The following is a 17,534-nucleotide window of genomic DNA, read 5'->3' on the forward strand; positions in this document are numbered from 1 at the left end:
CACAAAAAAACAAAAAATACTAATAAGAATAAAAAAAACTTCCTGAATATATATGCGAGTGTTTCTACAGCAGTGCCCTTATCGGAACTAGGTATAATAACAACCAAGCTAAAATAGACAACTCCTAATGTCATACCTGATATATATGACACGAGATAAACAAAGTTTGAGTTCTTCGCATATTCACCTCCATCTAGGAAGTAAGAAAAAAACCACAAGGAACTAATATTCAGTATCCCAGGTAGACTTCTATAAGTAACTCGATAAATAACAAAAAGTAAACTATTAAGTAAACGTTTCACCTTAAACAACCGAGATATTCCTTTATTCAAAATTACTCATCCCTATACCATATTACCTCAGGCTCAGCTAATATAACCCATACTGCAAAATATATTCATTCCATTTTCAACATGAGAAAGTTACCTAGTTAAGCACGCCTATGCTCAAGCCCCATCAAAAACTACATAAGTTGCAGACCCAGACAAACCTTTGCCAAAAGATCACCCTTACATAGTCCTATCTCTACACTCCACTATACATAAAAAGCAAGCCATATTTTTAAAAGGTCAACATGTATTATCAAATTAAGGTTAGTTTTTATCTATGTTAATCGTTAGATGTTTTGCAAACGTTTAAGGCTTCTGAAGTTACTGCATTTTCATGTCCGCTCAAGGGGCATTCACTTATAACATACTTCCTACCAGAGTGTAGAAGCGCCTCCAAATGTATTACTCTAAAAGCGAGTGTTTCATCATACGTAATGGCAGAAGCGTAATACTAAACAGTTAAACTGATTGTACAACTTTCCTCATAGAAATTACTACTTTTTCGAACATTGGCTATAGAGGAGAAACACCAATAGTTTTCTATACAGGCACTTCAATCAAGTTCCAAATCCTACATTTATGCGCTCAGTTATCTTTATATGCCTTATCCAACAACATACGATTCTCCAATGATACGTTGGAGGTGTATGATGTATTCACCTTTGTCCCTGAGGGAACCCCACGAACTCAAACTGTAAACCTTTGATTATTCGATAGGTCATTCAGTATTTTCCCGATCATGTTTCTCCAAACATCTATTGATATGCGCAACAATGGCTTTTGATAAATACGTAATCCTAGATTGAGGTAACTCAATACTCGCCGCTCTTTAATAGTATTCGCTTGAAAACGATGGTGAAGCCCCTGTTTTTCTGCCACTAAACCTAACAACATCAAAAGGGTATGGGCGATTGTGCCTATCAAAACTAATATGCTCATTCTTTGTAACTGTTTAGTTCCATGCAACGACATACCTAAACCGTATCGTTCTGATTTGCCATCTCGAAAGGCTTCCTCTATCTGCATTCTCTTTTCATAAATACCAACGGCACGTTTGGCTAAATGTTGGCGAGCAGGCAGTGAGGTAACCAATATCCATGGGTCATGGGCTCGCCGAGCGTTTTTTTCGACTGTAATTGGATTGTTGACGGTGCCCTTTTTTAGTTTTAGCGACTCTCCCTTTCGGTTTCGCCTTATACAGTATGATATTGACTTTGTAAGGGTTTACATTTCCCATATACCCATTTCTTATGAGTTGGGGGACGGAGGTTGCCAGTGGAAACAACGTTTTGCATAGCGCCCCTTTTTCTTCGTTTTTACTCAGGCAAACACGCCCACGAACTCGCCCCATAAAATGCCAGCCTAGAGCTCTGACTGCTTTAAACCAAGGTCTCTTAAATCCAGCTTCTGTGACAATAATAGGTCGACTAGAAGACGGTAGTAACAGTTTGAGAATGACCAAAAAATCAGAATGTGTCTTGGCGGTCTCTTTCGTTTCCAATGAATGAACTTCTTCATAAAGCGTTAGGGCTCGACCTTCGAATGACAAAGAGGCACGGATAAGAAAGAGTGTTTTTTGCTTATTTAAATCAGACCAATCAACATGAATGATCGGAGTCTTCAAGTGGGAGGTAAGCAGGGTAACAATATGTTTATAAATAACAACTTTTGATCGACTCAAGTGGCAGTTAGAGCACAGCCTATCCGCCCTTTTTATCGAGTGTTTTTCATAGGCATGAGTAGAAATACCTCGTCCAATGGATGTGACAGAAAGAGAACTACCGGAAAGAACACTTTCAACGCAGGCTTTCAGTGCATTAGCTCTCGCTTTATGCATGTTGCCAAAGATTGAATTGAGAAAAAGCGATACGATAGTATTTACATTCATGGTGCTGTTCCTTACTAGGGTGATAAGCAAATTTGTTGTGGTGATAAACTTGCGTTCACAAAGCACCATGAACGTTCCTAACTAAATGAATTTATTTGCTATTTGTCTCAAATTTAAGGGGATACCTCAGCCTCTGTCCCCCTAGCTCAATTTAACCTAGATTGATCTTTTATGGAGTCCCACAAATACATTTTTCTTATCGCCTGAGCAAATAATCTCCACATACTTATCAAATTAGAATGTGTATTTATACTCAAGGCAACGGTAGCGTGACTATCACCCCCTACTTTATCAATGGCTTAGCTTGCTCACAAAATCAGCAAGGCACTTTGAAGTAATTTAACATACAGCTTCTTATCACTTATTTAGTTGCTCTATTTTAATGAGCTCTAGCTCTTCTATCGCAACGGCTTTGTTACTTAAATCGTTTGAACTAAATCAAGAAGCTACAATCTGATCTACTACGCGAATTATCTGCCGTTACCTCATACCTAAACCTCATATCGTAACAACTAACTGGAATGTACAATAAAGTCTTAATCAACCGTGGTTCTCTAACCTTCTGAAGTGACGAGAAAGCGATAATGAGTCGAATCCAAACAAACAAGACAAACATAGTAGGCCTGCTATTTCAGCGATTTAACCCCTACTATCGCACTGATGGTAAACAAGTTTTTTATACCATTGAGAGCGCGGCGAGGTTTCTAGACTCAGTTTTTAACCTAGCGATTATCCCGCTGGTTTGTCAGCATTATACCCGTATAAGCCACAAAACTATGGATATTTAGGCTTCGTTTATAGCTGTGACGCAACTTCTGGTCATCGATGCCGCTAGTCTCAAACTTCTAGCGAAGATGAATTGAAGATCAAAAAGCATTGTACTGATAGGAACAGGGGTTCCCTCGCGATTCGGCGGTAGATTGTCAGAAGCTCTACGGTTCCAACAAAATTAGGAAAAACAGTATGCTTATCGTGAACGATTGCTATAAAAAACAGCAATGTATCTAGTGAAACAGTTGTTAGGGGGGTAAAGTAGCCAAAGAGATTACAACGCTTAAGTTGATGAGACTTACGCATTAAAAAAACTACTGCAATTCTAAAAGTAAATCTTTCTCTATCCTCTACCGAATCTAATTGGAGATGAATGAATAGTTGACGAGCCTCAACGACAAACGTTAGGGCTTTTTGCGATCGCAATGAAAGTGTTATACTCGGCAAACTAAGGTAACTTACAGGTTGGTAAAAGAGAATGATCATCGTAACTGGTGGTGCTGGCATGATCGGCAGTAACATCACAAAAGCACTTAACGAACAAGGTATTAACGACATCTTAGTTGTCGATAATCTAAAGAACGGTAAAAAGTTTCAGAATATTGTTGACCTAGACATTGCAGACTACATGGATCGCGATGATTTCCTTACCCAAATCATGGCCGGTGATGACTTTGGTCCAATTGAGGCCGTATTCCATGAGGGAGCTTGCTCCGCGACGACTGAGTGGGATGGCAAGTACATGATGCTCAATAACTATGAGTATTCAAAAGAACTTTTACATTACTGCCTAGAACGTGAGATTCCTTTCCTTTACGCCTCATCAGCTGCAACCTACGGTGAAACAACAACCTTTATCGAAGAGAAACAGTATGAAGGTGCACTGAACGTTTATGGCTACTCCAAACAACAGTTTGATAACTATGTACGTCGTGTATGGCAAGATGCAGAGCAACATGGCGAAAAGCTGTCTCAAGTAACAGGGTTTCGTTATTTCAATGTTTATGGGCCGCGTGAGCAACATAAAGGCTCAATGGCATCAGTTGCTTTCCATTTAAACAATCAAATGAATGCTGGTGAAAACCCAAAACTGTTTACTGGTAGTGAAAAATTTCGACGTGATTTTGTCTATGTCGGCGATGTTAGTGCCGTTAACTTATGGTTTATGGAACATGGTGTCTCTGGTATTTTCAATCTCGGTACTGGACAAGCCGAATCCTTCGAAGAAGTCGCAAAAGCAGTTATCAAGTATCACGGCAAAGGCAATATTGAAACGATTCCTTTCCCTGAACACTTAAAAGGTGCCTATCAAGAATTCACTCAAGCTGATTTAACAAAGTTACGTACAGCCGGGTGTGACCACAAGTTTAAAACTGTAGCTCAAGGCGTTGAAGAATATATGAACATCATCAATAAATAGCCTGCTTAGTAGTATACGATTGCGTCTATTTGTAAATAAGAATACTCCGAGTAATTGAATGAATATCTTAATGGCCCTCTCCCAGTTAGAGGTAACTGGCGCTGAAGTTTATGCCACGACCCTAGGTAATACACTGACTAATCGCGGGCACAATGTTCACTACGTATCAGATACTCTTACTAAACCTCACAAAGGCCCCTTTTATAAATTAAGGTTCAACAAGAGGAGCATACCTCGACGGTTTTGGCATGTTGCCTATCTGATTTATTTGATAAAAAAACATAAAATCCAAATAGTTCATGCTCATTCGCGAGCATCAAGCTGGAGCTGTCATATTGCTTGCAAAATAACTGGCATCCCAATGCTTACCACCGTTCATGGACGACAGCCAGTGCATGCATCGCGAAAGCGATTCCATGCAATGGGCGATAAAGCCCTTCCGGTTTGTGAAGCAATCAAAGACCAATTAATTGCTGATCTTAACGTGGCTGAGGAGTTTCTGACTGTAAGCCGCAATGGTATAGAGACAAAATCTTTTACGCGCACTGACGCGCCAGTCAATGATAAACCTGTAATAAGTATTATCGGTAGGTTAACAGGACCAAAAGGCGACCTTTGCTATCGATTACTTGATGAATGTCTAGATAGCAGTAAATATCACATCCAAGTCATTAGTGGCTCGAATGTTGAAGAACGATTTAACCGCTTTAAGTCACATGTAGATTTCGTTGGCTACTCCAAAGATATTCCGTCTATCATGGCTCAATCTGACCTAGTTATTGGCGCAGGTCGCGTTGCTATGGAATCATTGCTATGTGGCAGGCCTACTCTGGCTATAGGCGAAGCAAAGTCAATTGGTCTAGTGGATGAACACAATATCACGCAAGCTATGGAAACAAATTTTGGTGATATAGGCCCTAAGGATCTAGATATAGATTTTTCCAGCATCAAGCTGGAAGTTGAGAAAGGGCTAGCGTCAAGTTATTGCTCTAAAGAAGTTACCAATAAAGTTCACCAAAGCTATAACTTAAAAACTGTAGCTGACCAAATTGAAGATATTTATCAAACCGTTTATGTGAAGAAACTTAAGAAAGAAATACCTGTGATAATGTATCACCGCTTTATCAAGAGTGAAGATGAGAAAGGGGTCCATGGCACGTATCTACATGTGGATATGTTAGAAAAACATTTTAAGCTTTTAAAACGAATGGGGTTTGAAACTCTCACGTTTGAGGATCTAGCATCGAAGCGCTTAATTGATCGCTTTGAACTGGGTAAGCGCTATATCATCATTACCGTTGATGATGGGTATAAGGACAACCTCAATTTACTTCTTCCACTGCTGAAAAAATATAACTTCAAAGCGGTAGTCTATGCTGTTACTGGTGAATCCTATAATAAATGGGATGTAAATGTCGAAAGTAATCCTGAGAAGCCAGTTAGTTTAATGGCATTAGAAGAATTAAAAACACTGTCTGACTCTGGTCATGTAGAAATCGGCGGACACACACTAACCCACCCTAGGCTCGCCTTACTCCCCTTAAAAGAACAAAAAGAAGAGATAGTAAAGAACAAACTACTATTAGAGGAGCTTTTAGGAAAACCTCTGACTTCTTTTGCTTACCCATACGGCTCCCTAAATTCCGAGACAAAAGATATATGTAGAAATGCCGGCTATCAGTATGCCTTAGCTACTGATAGTGGACCACTATGCCTACATAGAGACGTGTATCAAATTCGCAGGATTGCAATTTTTCCTAAAACTGATACTTTGGGCCTCTGGAGAAAAATAAAAGGGAACTATAACTTCAGGAAGAGTAAGGCCGAAGTAAAAAATAGTAACATAAATAGTCAAGCCAAGTGATTTTAACTCAATGAATAAAACCTTAGAATTCAACATCAAACAAATAAGTTTGTGTGTTTTTCTCGTTCCTGCATTACTTTTATGCACGCCTAACTTCAGTGTCGCTGTAATTATTTTTTGCGTTCTATCCTCTTTATACTGCCTCATTAAAAATCGACAAGGTTATTTAAAGTTAAACAGTTTCGACTGGCTTTGTTTATTTATATTGTCTACCTATTTAATATCCAACATACCGGTAGCTATTGTTGACTGGGGAAATTTTAGATATTTCAAAGGGGGGGCGAGGTTGCTATTGTGCATTCCTATTTATTTGATGTTAATAAACATATTAAATATGGATAGGATAAACTGCATTTTTAAACATTTAACATTTGGCGTAATTTTTGGTTCTATTGCAACTTTAGGGGTAGCTCTCTATCAGTATATTATCTTGAATGAAGTGCGAGTGGGAGGATTCCTTTACAGCATAAACTTTGGTTATTTATCTTGTTCACTTGCTTTTTTGGCTTTATGCCTAATGAAATCAGAGCAAAGCAAAAGCTGGCTGTTTTTTTCCTTTATATCTGCCAGTATTGCTACAATCTTGACCCTTACTAGAGGGGCTATTTTCGCAATTCCATTACTTCTTATGCTAATTTGTGTTGTAAGGTACAAACAACTATCAATGAAAAAAGTTGTAAGCTTGTTGTCTTTGTTGGCTATTGTAGGCCTAGGGCTCTACTATAGCTCAACTGACATCCAAAGACGAGTCGCAGAAAATGCAAAAGAATTTGCACATCTCGAAAGTGGACAAATAGCCAAAGCTCCATCAGCAGGTGGTCGAATAGAGCTATGGAAAACCGCATATCAAGCTTTTGTAAGGAGCCCGATTATAGGTATGACCTTCTCTCAAAGAGTAAACCTAAATCAAGAACTATATAGAGAGCATGAAACAACTCACTGGGTAACAACCGTTGAACGAGCTCATGCTCATAGCCAATATTTCGAAATGCTTGCCAGCACTGGTATTTTAGGTGTTATTAGCTTTGTAACTATTCTATTTTTACCTATTTTTATGTTTTTCCATCACTACAAAAAAACAAATAGCTTGGTTGGCTATGTTGGTGGCATATTCGTTGCCGGTTTCGCTATCTTCGGCCTAACTGAAGTATTACTAACAGCGAATCTTATCGGCGCTTTCTATGGTTTCTTCCTTGCTATTTTTCTAGCTATAATGCGTGTCGAAAAGTATGGGCAAAATGAAGAGAAGATTGAAGGTACTTTAGTCCAATGAACATTCTTATAATTGGCCCATCCTGGGTTGGCGATATGGTAATGTCCCAAAGCTTATACGCTAACCTGAAACAACAGTACCCTTCCTGTACGATAGATGTCCTTGCGCCTGCGTGGTGCAAACCTATCTTAGAAAGAATGCCTGAGATAAATAAAGCCATTGAAATGCCCGTTGGGCATGGAAGTTTTAACTTGAAGACACGTTGGCGTATAGGTAGACAGTTGGTTAAAGAGAACTACTCGCATGCTTTTGTTTTACCCAACTCAGCGAAGTCTGCACTAATTCCTTTATTCGCCAATATACCGCATCGCACGGGATGGAAAGGTGAAATGCGTTATGGCCTCTTAAATGATCTGAGGCCTAATAAAGCTGCATTTCAATATATGGTTGAACGCTATGTAGCTCTTACCTACTCTAAGCACGAGATGCTTGACTTAGTCTCTTTAGACAGTTGCCCAAAACCTAATTTAGACATTGATCAGTCAAACCTTAATGAGATTTCCACTAACCTTTGTCTTGAGTTAGAAGTTCCCACAATTGGAATTTGCCCTGGAGCTGAATTCGGCCCGGCCAAACGATGGCCAGAGGAGCACTACGCTAAAGCTGCTGAACACGCAATTAAGCGTGAGCAACAGGTTTGGCTATTCGGGTCTAGCAATGACGTCGAAGTATGTGAAACCATTCGCTCTCAACTTCCAAGTGATCTCCAAGCGAAATGCTTTAACCTCTCTGGTAAAACTAAGCTTGTTGACGCAGTCGATTTACTTTCAGCATGCCACACCGTAATAACTAACGATTCTGGTCTCATGCATGTCTCTGCGGCTGTTGGATGTAATATTATTGCGATATATGGCTCTTCATCACCCAATTACACTCCACCGCTATCACAACATGTTCAAATTATTATGCAAGACATTGAATGTCGCCCATGCTTTAAGAGAGAATGTCCACTGGGCCACTTAGAGTGTTTAACCAAATTGGATGCGTCTAAGGTAATACAAGCACTAAACGGATTTATTAATAAAGACAATGAAATACCTCTGGTTTGAGCGTGGAGCTTACGCATCTAAAAAAGCAAAGAAATACTTAACAACTCAGTTCTCTCCACAAACGATAAAGAAAATAGCAGTGATTCGCCATGCTGCATTGGGTGATCAGGTGATTACTCGCCCTTTCCTCATTGAGGCACGAAAGTTTTTCCCAAATGCAAAAATCACTCTTGTTAGTGTTACCAACTATGCGTATGGCACTCCAGAAGACCTCGCGGATGAAACCATCTATATGGTTGGTCGTCACCGGAAGCATGAGCTTACTTGGAAAGAAAGAGTACGCGAGTTTACGCAACTTGAGGAGCAAAACATCATATTTGATGTTGCAGGGACAAGTCGTTCATATTGGTTAACGCTATTTAGCAAAGCAAAACTGAAATTTGGCTTCCCTTATAAACCATACCTATACGGCTCTCTGTACAACGTCGCGGTATTTCGATCTGACTTCCAGCCTGAATTGGAATGTATGCTTGATATGCTCAAGCTCCTTGGGCATAACCCAAGTCGCCCTCTTGATTTTGGCTTACCTAATCACCACGATGTTTATGAACAACGCACTACTAAGCCCATAATTATTTACTTTAACGGCGCCTCAACACAATCGAAAATACTCGATAAAACCCAAATAAAGCAATTAATTGATAGTGCGTTAGATAACTTTCCTAACTACCAGCATGTTTTCTTGGAAGGTAAAAAAGATTGCGAAAAAGGTGAATTCCTAGCTGATTTAGAGTCAAGGGCTAACTTTTCAATTCAACCAGTGATGCCTTTAGATTGTTTGGTCGATTACGTTGCTCGTGCTAGACTTGTCGTCGCGCCAGACACGGGGATTCGTAATGTAGCAGTCTCAACCCATACTCCAACTGTGGGCATTTTCTATTCTACTGTTCCGTTTCGCTATACACCACTAGATGGCGAGCATCGTATTGTTATGAATTCTGAGGGTTCTATTCCACAAAACACTCAAATACTTGACGCAATACAGCTATCTCTGGCGGCAGATATCAATGAACAAAGGCAGGAATATGAGCACTTTTCCAATCATGGTTGCAAATCGAGCAATAAAGTTAGTGGGTAACATTGTAAAGACTCTCTCTTACCCATTTCATTTTGTATTTCCTAAAGCTCGATTTACTATTCCAGAGTACTCTCCAGCTAAGGTGCGTTCGAAAAAAACAGCTGGAATTACAAAAGTAATATGGCAGACCAACTATTCAAACAAGTCCACATTGCCAGTATACATAAACTATTTGTTTAACCGACTAATGTCTCTTGATTATGAATACCGTTATGTCAGCACTGAAGGCCGAGCTGAGTATTTGAAAGAACACGCTTCAAAAGAGGTTTACCAAAGTTACATAAAACTGACTGATGGTGCTGCCCAAGCTGACCTTTGGAGGCTAGCTGTTCTAAGCAATGAGGGAGGAATATATATGGATATTGACGCAACTCTCGTCTGGCCGTTAAAAAAAATACTTAAGAATATATCTCCTGCGCTGTACATAAAAATAAAAAACAACACTGAGTTCACAAACTACTTTCTTGCGACCATACCGAACAACCCAGAGTTCCAGCAGGCTGTCGATATTGTAGTGGATAATATTGAGAATTATGATGACAAAGAACGGGTTAAGGGTGTTTTTGATACAACAGGCCCTATGGTAATCAATAGAGTACTAGAAAAAAAGAAAGCCAACTCAAGAGATCGCAATTATGTATGCATACAAGGCGCATTCACCAACGAACACTTCCAATACCTAGATAAACCAAGAGGGAAGTGGACACACCTAAATCCTGATGACCTTGTAAAGAAGTGATATTTTCTAGGTAATATTAGTTTGATTATTAGATTTATTTATACACTAGCTTTAACTCTGATTGCCCCCCTACTTATTTGGGAACTATATCGTTCAAAAGGTGGGAAGCCACGAGTCGGCGCAAGATGGAAAGAGCATTGGGGCGTAATCTCTTCTCCAGCATTTAAGTCTAGGCCGATTTGGATTCATGCCGTTTCGGTGGGCGAAATGCTTGCTGCAATCCCCCTGATTGAACGTATTAGCTCAGAATATCCAGATTGTGATATTCTTATAACCACAACTACAACTACTGGAGCGGAGCAAGCTAAAAAGCTCAGCGGGCTAGCAACGCACTTATACATGCCATTTGACTTTCCTTTTGCAGTAAAACGTTTTATCAATACAATAAATCCTAGTCAGCTACTTATCATGGAAACAGAGTTATGGCCAAATACACTACATATAGCCAAGCAAAAGCAAATTCCTGTTACAATTGTTAACGCGCGTTTATCTGATAAGTCACTTCACGGCTATCGTCGAGTTTGGCCTATTGTAAATCAAATAAGCAAATGTATTCATAAAGTTTTATGCCAACACCAAAGCGACGTTAAAAACTTCGAGTTACTTGGGTTCTCACAAGAAAAGTTAGCAACCACAGGCTCAATCAAGTTTGATATACAGATAAGCACTAGTGTCCAAATAAAAGGAACTAGTCTTAGAGCAACAATTGGCAAATCTCGTCCAGTCTGGATAGCAGCTAGTACACATGCAGGTGAAGATGACATCATTCTATCTGCACATAAAAAATTACAAGAGGAACTTCCAACTGCTTTATTAATATTAGTACCTAGGCACCCAGAGCGATTTAAACAAGTTGAACTTTTAGCAAAAAAAGATTTTCACACCATAGCTAGATCTAGTAGGTCTATGATTGAACCTACTACACAAGTATACCTTGGTGATTCAATGGGAGAAATGTTGGAGCTAATTTCAGCTTCTGACATTTGCTTTATGGGGGGGTCTCTAGTAGGAAGAAAAGCTGGAGGGCACAATTTACTAGAACCAGCTGCTTTAGCCAAACCTATATTAACGGGCCCCAGCTACTATAATTTCAAAGAAGTCACCAACACTCTTATCGCAAACGGAGGCTGTGAAATCATACATAGTGACACCGAGCTAGCGGCTAAGCTCTACTCTCTTTTTATTGACCATCAACATCGAGAAGAACTAGGTCAGTCAGTACTACACGTCGTTCAAGAAAATTCAGGTGCTGTTGACAAAACAATGTTACAACTTACTAAAATATTCGCAGAAAATTCTAGCTATTTGAGGTCATAACTAACAATGAGAGAAGTTAGCAATAGAATCCAAAGAGCCTCTCACTCAGGTGCTACTTTAGAAGTTTATCAAGAAGCCAGCTCCTATTGTGTGCGAAAAACAGTCCATCTAGATATAGAGAAAAATTACGAAGCAATCGTTAAACAACAGAACTTCTCCTCCCTTCAGACTCCCACATACAATATAATAGCTATCCCGGTTTTAGGCACAGAGAAATCTAAATCTAGATTGTCAATATCAATGCCGTTTGTTGAAGGGTTAGGTGGTGAGCAAGTGGCGTACAAAGGCTCAAAAGCCGTCGCTATGAACTTAAAAACGGCACTAGACTTCTACCTTATTAATTCCGTTGCGCAAAGCGAATATTCTACATTTCCAAGCTCAACGGTTAGAAGTAAGATTAATTCAATAAAAGAGAAACTAGGAAAAAATTTATTTTTATTTCCGAACCTAAGAGACAGAATGGCCATTTTGAATGAGTACTGTCAGAAGGATTTATCCTTACCTTTAGGGCCATGCCATGGAGATCTAACTTTATCAAACATAAAAGTAACTGAGAGAAACGAGCTTGTACTTTTTGATTTCCTAAGCTGCGAAATAAATAGCCCGTTGCAAGACGCAGCCAAACTTACTCAAGACTTCGAGTATGGGTGGAGTTTCAGAAAAGAAAAAGCTAGCGTAAGGGTTAAGGGTGAAATATTTTGTGAACACTCCAAACCTAACTTTCTAACTACCTTAGAACGGTTATTTGAATATGAGACGAGAATAATTGAAGCTCTAACTGTACTTAGAATAGCTCCATATATAAAAACCCAAGATAGCATTACAATAGATTGGTTTAATAGAACAATGGATAAAACCATACGTAAAATAACAGGATAATATATGTTTACACTAATTCTCCCTGTAGCAGGTCGCTCTTCTAGGTTTCCAAACATGAGACCGAAATGGCTACTAACCATGCCTGACGGAAAGCTGATGATAGAAAAGTCGGTAGAATCCATTGATCTCGATAAGTTTGATCGTATAGTTATTGTGTGTTTGCAAGAACACCTTGAGCAATACACAACACAAGACTCTGTTTTGTCAAGTTTCCATAAAGCAACTGGCATAACACCAGATCTTGTAGTTCTTGATGGACCAACATCTTCTCAATCAGAGACTATCTATCAAGCAATCAAAAAAGGTCATATTGAAGGGGCGTTCTTTATTAAAGATTGCGATAATAGATTTTCATGTTCTCCTGAGCCTGTCAATGCGGTAACAACAATCGATTTAAATAATATAGAACTAGTAGACGCTAAGAATAAAAGCTATATTGAGGTAGACTCCTTAGGTGTCATTTCAAATATTGTAGAAAAAGAAGTTATCAGCAATTTTTTCTGCTGCGGGGGCTATAGCTTTGCATCTACAGGTGATTTTTGCAGCGCCTTTGAAAGCATAACCTCTACTAATGAAGTCTATATTTCTCACGTTATTTATAAAATGCTAATGTCAAACGAAGAGTTTATTCGTAAGTCAGCATCAGACTATGTTGACTGGGGAACCTTACGGGAATATCGTCATTTCTGTAAAAAGCACCTAACAGTATTTTGCGATGTTGATGGGGTATTGCTAAAAAACGGGAGTAAGTTTGCTAAAAACGGCTGGAAGACCTCTGGCTTAGAAGCAAATTTACGTAAGATTGCAGAGTTACAAAAAGACAACGGCTTATTTCTAGTTTTAACCTCCTCTAGGCCTGAGAGTGAAATAGAATATACTATACAAGAACTTGCTAAATTTGGTGTTCGAGTTGATCGCTGCTTATTTGGCCTGCCTCACACTCGCCGCTATTTAATCAACGATTACTCTGCAACCAACCCTTACCCTTCTGCCATTGCTATCAATCTAGAACGTGATAGCGAGACCCTTAGCCACCTATTCGATGACTAACCTTGTGGCTCAGCCAAAAAAGCTGAGCCTTTTTGAATGTATGCTTCATGAATATAAAAGATAAAGATATTACATTCGTCGTTCAAGGCCCTATTCAAGCGAGCAAAGAACGCGAACAAATCTCTGGAATTACAGAGCAATGCCTAGCCTCCATTAGGCACTACTTTCCCGAATCTAAAATTATACTTTCTACATGGAAGAATCAGGACTATTCTGGATTGGACTACGACCAGTTGCTTGAGCTTGACGATCCAGGTTCAAACGACATTTTTCAGGATGACCAAAAGGTTACTCTAAACAACAATCGTCAAATCTACAGTACTCATCAAGGTCTTAAGGCCGTGAGGACAAAATATGCTGTAAAACTACGAACAGACAATAAGCTAACCAGTCGAAAGTTTGTTGAGCTATACGAAACATACTCCAAACTAATTAGAAATGAAAAGTTCAGCTTCTTTAACTCTAGAGTAGTGACCAGCAGTACGTTCTTCCTTACCTCTCACTCTGGTCAAAAAGTTCACTTTCATAAAAGCGACATTTTTGACTTTGGTGAGACAAGCGATTTACTAAAAATATGGAGAGAAGACTTCATACCTAAGTTACATTTTTCCAAAGTACAGGGCTACAAGTCACGATATCCAGCAACCGAGCAATTTTTGAGCCTAAATTGGTTATCAAAGTTAGTGGGAAAAAGTTTGCATATAAATAATAAATCTGGAGATGATGCTGGCCTTGGTGAAAACTTTTGGGATATGTTTGTAGCAAACAACCTAATAGTCGATGCACCAGAGAAAATTGGTCTAGATGTCACGGATAGGTTTTATGACCGTGGAAACTTATCCCTTGAGTTAGATCTTACTGACTGGAAACAACTTAACTGTATAGAAAAAAGAACATGGGATAGAAAAAAAATAATAAGAACAATAAAAGCTATTGAAAGAAAAGTAATAATGCTAGTTAGAGGAAGGTAACATTACAACCTAACCTCGACAACCAACCTATAAACAAGATACAATATTTGTTTGTTTCCATCGGTAAGCCCTACACAGGATCGTGTAAGTTATTCAAGAATGAATGCGCTTAATACACTTTCGCATTAGTAGTGTTTACGTCAAACCCCTTTTAAGTGACCTAAACAATACAATATAATTAAGGTTCCGTCATGAAAGTAGGGTTCTTCTTAGGTAATACTAGTTACCAATCCGGTTTATACAATGCAACTAAAGATGTTGCTCGATGTATTTCAGGGCATGGAATTAGTGTCCGGTATATTTTTTGGCATCAAAGAGAAACCATGCAAGCAGATGACGACCTAATTAATATCTGGGGTTTATCTAAGCATAAGCTTTCTAGTAGGTTATTCCGAAAGTTATCCAAAAGCCTGCTTGGATATAGTGTTTCTGAGTATTTATTTAGCAGATTATATTCCCGACAACTTGAAAAGTTTATTAAAGAAAGTGGCTATGATATTGTTTTTTTTCATGGACTTAACTTTGTACCCTTCCATAGTTATAAGGGTAAGTCTTATGTCGTAATTCATAGCTGTAAATATGACAACCTAATAACAAGAAGAACCGGTATAAAGAAAATATTCTACCATAAGCTATACCAACACCTTTACTCAGGAAAGAATATTCTCTCCGTATCAAATAGTGCTCGTGATGATATGGTTGAAAAGCTTCGAGCAAGACCAAATTCAATCGAAACTATTTATAATGGTTTCGATTTTGGTAAGTTAGAAGTCAAGTCTAATCAACCATGTAACATAGCGTTACCTGAAAGGTTCATAATGGCAGCAGGAAGAGCTGACAGAACTAAAAGGTTTGACATTCTCATTGAAGCTTACTCTCAAACCAAAGCAAAGAACCAGCATAAACTTGTTATATTCGGTGATGGTAAGTACATTACAGACTTAAAAAAACTAGCTATTGAACTTGACCTAGCAGATCGTATTATATTCCAAGGTTTTGTTTCCCCTTTAAACCCTATATATAAACATGCAAGTCTTTATGTTCTCAGCTCCGATATAGAAGGTTTACCCACTGTTATTATAGAGAGCTTAATTGCAAAAACTCCTGTTGTAGCAACTAATGCCGGTGGAGTGAATGAACTATTGACAGGGAAGCTCAATGACTTCGTTTGTGAAAAAGGTGATATTGAATCATTAGCGAGAAACATAGATAAATCGCTAGCACTAAGCTTAAACGTTAGTTATAAAGACATTTCATTTCTAGATGTTGAGTTAGTAGCAATGAACTATATTGAAAAAATAAATGCTTTGGTTACTCCTGAACAAATTCCACCGACAACGAATACAAATAATAAACTTTCTTCATATGACCACCCAACATGTAATACTGCTTAGTATTGCTAATATTCCTAGCACTAATAACGATTCCGTTAGAGGCGCTAGGAATATTGGCATTTGCATCATTTCTAACATTTGAGTTTTTTGTACATTTTTCGATTCCAAAGCAACATTAGAATGAATCGATAAAACCGATATAACTCCCTTGTTAATTTAAATAGAAGTGGCACTTTTGAAAGTTTTGCCTTACCTTGGATTGTACTCTCCATATCATTTGGAGCATAAATAGCGTAAGGGATAATACCTACACTAGGCACACCATGAAGATAAGTTTCAGATATAAAGTTATCTACAGAGCATTTCCATTGGCGACTAGCATTTAAAAACTTTTCAGCACCTTGCGGGGTAACCATATAACCAGTTGCTCCTTTAGAATTATCTAACCACAGTACCTTTTCTACGGCTCCATCAAAACCAATACTAGACCCTTTTGTAAATTGAGGCTCTAGGCGAACATAATCATACTCTTCAGCTAAAACAGAAAGATGCTCGATGACATTTTTGAAGTATTGAGTTTTTTTAAAGTCATCTTCCAATATTACTATTGGTACACCAAGCTCAACACATCGCTCCCAAAGCTGGTAATGACTAGCGTAAACTCCTCTCTCTCCTGGTGTTAGAGGACGACTCCTAAAGATTTTTCTATGTGTATCATTAACCTTATTTTCTAGCTCGTCTGGTAAACCTAGATAACCATTAACTGCGTCAAAGAACTCAAAATCAACGCAACTCAACTCTTCTTTGACTCGCTCCCTTCTCCCCAGCGAATCAATCAAACTAATCACAAATATCTTCATTTACGCACCTAGTCAAATTACTCCAATCACCTAGAGTCCAACATATCCCACTTTTTACTACTTCTTTTTCAAACGATCTCTTCAATCGTTCTAAGTTTCTGCGCTTCCACTGACTTCCTACCTGCTTTACACACTTATCAAAATCAATAATCCACACTTTGTCTTGGTCATCGATAAGAATATTGTGGATGTTAAGGTCTGTATGATTGGTCTGCGCATCGTGCATCTTGCGAACCTCTAGCCCAATTTTTTTGTACATTTCAGGAGGAAGTGGCCTCTCTTTTAGAATCGAAACTAAATCTCGAGCGTTAGGAATTTTTTCACTGAGTAAGTCAGCTTGATAACTAAACGTGCCTTTTATTGCTCTAGCAGCTACTGGTCTTGGTACATTAACACCGGCCTGAATTAAATGATTAAGCAGCTGGAGTTCTTGATAAGAGCGCGTATTCCCCCACCCAGAAAACCAATAATTGTCTTTAATCAGCTTACCAAATAAGCCACCGCGACGATAATGGCGAAGAGCTGCTTCTCCTTTCATCGTTTTAACAAACCAAGTGGTTCCACGCCCTCGTGCACTTCCGATCACTCTATCATTCGATTTCCAATACTCTGGGTCGAAACAACGCTTGGGGTCTTCTAGTAGCAAAGAGTCGTCATACCATATTTTCTGATTCTCGAAAGACAGTTCTTTAATCATCTAGCCACAGCAATA

The 17,534-nt window shown here is 38.8% G+C and carries 15 protein-coding genes; 11 read left to right on the top strand and 4 right to left on the bottom strand.

Annotated features, from left to right (window positions below):
- Positions 1 to 1,016: 1,016 nt before the first annotated feature.
- Positions 1,017 to 1,421, bottom strand: coding sequence for a hypothetical protein (locus tag L7A31_RS18715; protein ID WP_354003827.1), 405 nt, complete (start codon positions 1,419 to 1,421; stop codon positions 1,017 to 1,019).
- 10 nt (positions 1,422 to 1,431) lie between these two features.
- Entirely contained in the window at positions 1,432 to 2,217 is a 786-nt protein-coding gene (locus L7A31_RS18720) for an IS4 family transposase (protein ID WP_237363271.1), read from the bottom strand.
- A gap of 1,249 nt (positions 2,218 to 3,466) precedes the next feature.
- On the opposite strand from L7A31_RS18720, the gene rfaD reads away from it, so the two are divergent.
- From rfaD to L7A31_RS18780, 11 genes are all read left to right on the top strand, one after another.
- A complete protein-coding gene (gene rfaD, locus L7A31_RS18730; RefSeq protein WP_237363272.1) occupies positions 3,467 to 4,408 on the top strand; it encodes an ADP-glyceromanno-heptose 6-epimerase in 942 nt (313 codons plus the stop codon).
- A gap of 58 nt (positions 4,409 to 4,466) precedes the next feature.
- Positions 4,467 to 6,272, top strand: a complete 1,806-nt coding sequence (locus L7A31_RS18735) for a bifunctional glycosyltransferase family 4 protein/polysaccharide deacetylase (protein WP_237363273.1) — start codon at positions 4,467 to 4,469, stop codon at positions 6,270 to 6,272.
- Positions 6,273 to 6,282: 10 nt separating this feature from the next.
- Positions 6,283 to 7,545 (top strand): O-antigen ligase family protein, encoded by a 1,263-nt coding sequence (locus L7A31_RS18740; RefSeq protein ID WP_237363274.1) that lies wholly within the window; start codon positions 6,283 to 6,285, stop codon positions 7,543 to 7,545.
- Positions 7,542 to 8,594, top strand: coding sequence for a lipopolysaccharide heptosyltransferase II (gene waaF / locus L7A31_RS18745; RefSeq protein WP_237363275.1), 1,053 nt, complete (start codon positions 7,542 to 7,544; stop codon positions 8,592 to 8,594). The genes L7A31_RS18740 and waaF overlap by 4 nt, the downstream gene beginning before the upstream one ends.
- Positions 8,575 to 9,672 (top strand): glycosyltransferase family 9 protein, encoded by a 1,098-nt coding sequence (locus L7A31_RS18750; RefSeq protein WP_237363276.1) that lies wholly within the window; start codon positions 8,575 to 8,577, stop codon positions 9,670 to 9,672. The genes waaF and L7A31_RS18750 overlap by 20 nt, the downstream gene beginning before the upstream one ends.
- Entirely contained in the window at positions 9,620 to 10,411 is a 792-nt protein-coding gene (locus L7A31_RS18755) for a glycosyltransferase family 32 protein (RefSeq protein WP_237363277.1), read from the top strand. Before L7A31_RS18750 ends, L7A31_RS18755 begins: the two co-directional genes overlap by 53 nt.
- Positions 10,412 to 10,432: 21 nt before the next feature.
- Positions 10,433 to 11,728, top strand: a complete 1,296-nt coding sequence (gene waaA, locus L7A31_RS18760; RefSeq protein WP_237363278.1) for a lipid IV(A) 3-deoxy-D-manno-octulosonic acid transferase — start codon at positions 10,433 to 10,435, stop codon at positions 11,726 to 11,728.
- A 6-nt stretch (positions 11,729 to 11,734) separates the two neighbouring features.
- Positions 11,735 to 12,607, top strand: coding sequence for a phosphotransferase family protein (locus L7A31_RS18765; RefSeq protein WP_237363279.1), 873 nt, complete (start codon positions 11,735 to 11,737; stop codon positions 12,605 to 12,607).
- 3 nt (positions 12,608 to 12,610) lie between these two features.
- On the top strand, positions 12,611 to 13,657 hold the full coding sequence (locus tag L7A31_RS18770) for a hypothetical protein (RefSeq protein WP_237363280.1): 1,047 nt from the start codon (positions 12,611 to 12,613) through the stop codon (positions 13,655 to 13,657).
- 47 nt (positions 13,658 to 13,704) lie between these two features.
- Positions 13,705 to 14,628 (top strand): WavE lipopolysaccharide synthesis family protein, encoded by a 924-nt coding sequence (locus L7A31_RS18775; protein ID WP_237363281.1) that lies wholly within the window; start codon positions 13,705 to 13,707, stop codon positions 14,626 to 14,628.
- Between the two features lie 191 nt (positions 14,629 to 14,819).
- A complete protein-coding gene (locus L7A31_RS18780) occupies positions 14,820 to 16,022 on the top strand; it encodes a glycosyltransferase (protein ID WP_237363282.1) in 1,203 nt (400 codons plus the stop codon).
- A gap of 71 nt (positions 16,023 to 16,093) precedes the next feature.
- Here L7A31_RS18780 and L7A31_RS18785 read toward each other — a convergent pair whose 3' ends face one another.
- Positions 16,094 to 16,822 carry a glycosyltransferase family 25 protein gene (locus tag L7A31_RS18785; protein ID WP_237363283.1) on the bottom strand — a complete coding sequence of 243 codons (729 nt, stop codon included), beginning with the start codon at positions 16,820 to 16,822 and terminating at the stop codon, positions 16,094 to 16,096.
- On the bottom strand, positions 16,803 to 17,519 hold the full coding sequence (locus L7A31_RS18790) for a 3-deoxy-D-manno-octulosonic acid kinase (RefSeq protein ID WP_237363284.1): 717 nt from the start codon (positions 17,517 to 17,519) through the stop codon (positions 16,803 to 16,805). Before L7A31_RS18790 ends, L7A31_RS18785 begins: the two co-directional genes overlap by 20 nt.
- Between the last annotated feature and the right edge of the window lie 15 nt (positions 17,520 to 17,534).

It is taken from the genome of Vibrio marisflavi CECT 7928, from assembly GCF_921294215.1.
Classification (GTDB): domain Bacteria; phylum Pseudomonadota; class Gammaproteobacteria; order Enterobacterales; family Vibrionaceae; genus Vibrio; species Vibrio marisflavi.

What these genes read in the sequence shown, in the direction of transcription:
- L7A31_RS18720 (WP_237363271.1), bottom strand. Translation starts at nt 2,217, where the DNA reads ATGAATGTAAATACTATCGTATCGCTTTTTCTCAATTCAATCTTTGGC.
- rfaD (WP_237363272.1), top strand. Translation starts at nt 3,467, where the DNA reads ATGATCATCGTAACTGGTGGTGCTGGCATGATCGGCAGTAACATCACA.
- L7A31_RS18735 (WP_237363273.1), top strand. Translation starts at nt 4,467, where the DNA reads ATGAATATCTTAATGGCCCTCTCCCAGTTAGAGGTAACTGGCGCTGAA.
- L7A31_RS18740 (WP_237363274.1), top strand. Translation starts at nt 6,283, where the DNA reads ATGAATAAAACCTTAGAATTCAACATCAAACAAATAAGTTTGTGTGTT.
- waaF (WP_237363275.1), top strand. Translation starts at nt 7,542, where the DNA reads ATGAACATTCTTATAATTGGCCCATCCTGGGTTGGCGATATGGTAATG.
- L7A31_RS18750 (WP_237363276.1), top strand. Translation starts at nt 8,575, where the DNA reads ATGAAATACCTCTGGTTTGAGCGTGGAGCTTACGCATCTAAAAAAGCA.
- L7A31_RS18755 (WP_237363277.1), top strand. Translation starts at nt 9,620, where the DNA reads ATGAGCACTTTTCCAATCATGGTTGCAAATCGAGCAATAAAGTTAGTG.
- L7A31_RS18765 (WP_237363279.1), top strand. Translation starts at nt 11,735, where the DNA reads ATGAGAGAAGTTAGCAATAGAATCCAAAGAGCCTCTCACTCAGGTGCT.
- L7A31_RS18770 (WP_237363280.1), top strand. Translation starts at nt 12,611, where the DNA reads ATGTTTACACTAATTCTCCCTGTAGCAGGTCGCTCTTCTAGGTTTCCA.
- L7A31_RS18775 (WP_237363281.1), top strand. Translation starts at nt 13,705, where the DNA reads ATGAATATAAAAGATAAAGATATTACATTCGTCGTTCAAGGCCCTATT.
- L7A31_RS18780 (WP_237363282.1), top strand. Translation starts at nt 14,820, where the DNA reads ATGAAAGTAGGGTTCTTCTTAGGTAATACTAGTTACCAATCCGGTTTA.
- L7A31_RS18785 (WP_237363283.1), bottom strand. Translation starts at nt 16,822, where the DNA reads ATGAAGATATTTGTGATTAGTTTGATTGATTCGCTGGGGAGAAGGGAG.
- L7A31_RS18790 (WP_237363284.1), bottom strand. Translation starts at nt 17,519, where the DNA reads ATGATTAAAGAACTGTCTTTCGAGAATCAGAAAATATGGTATGACGAC.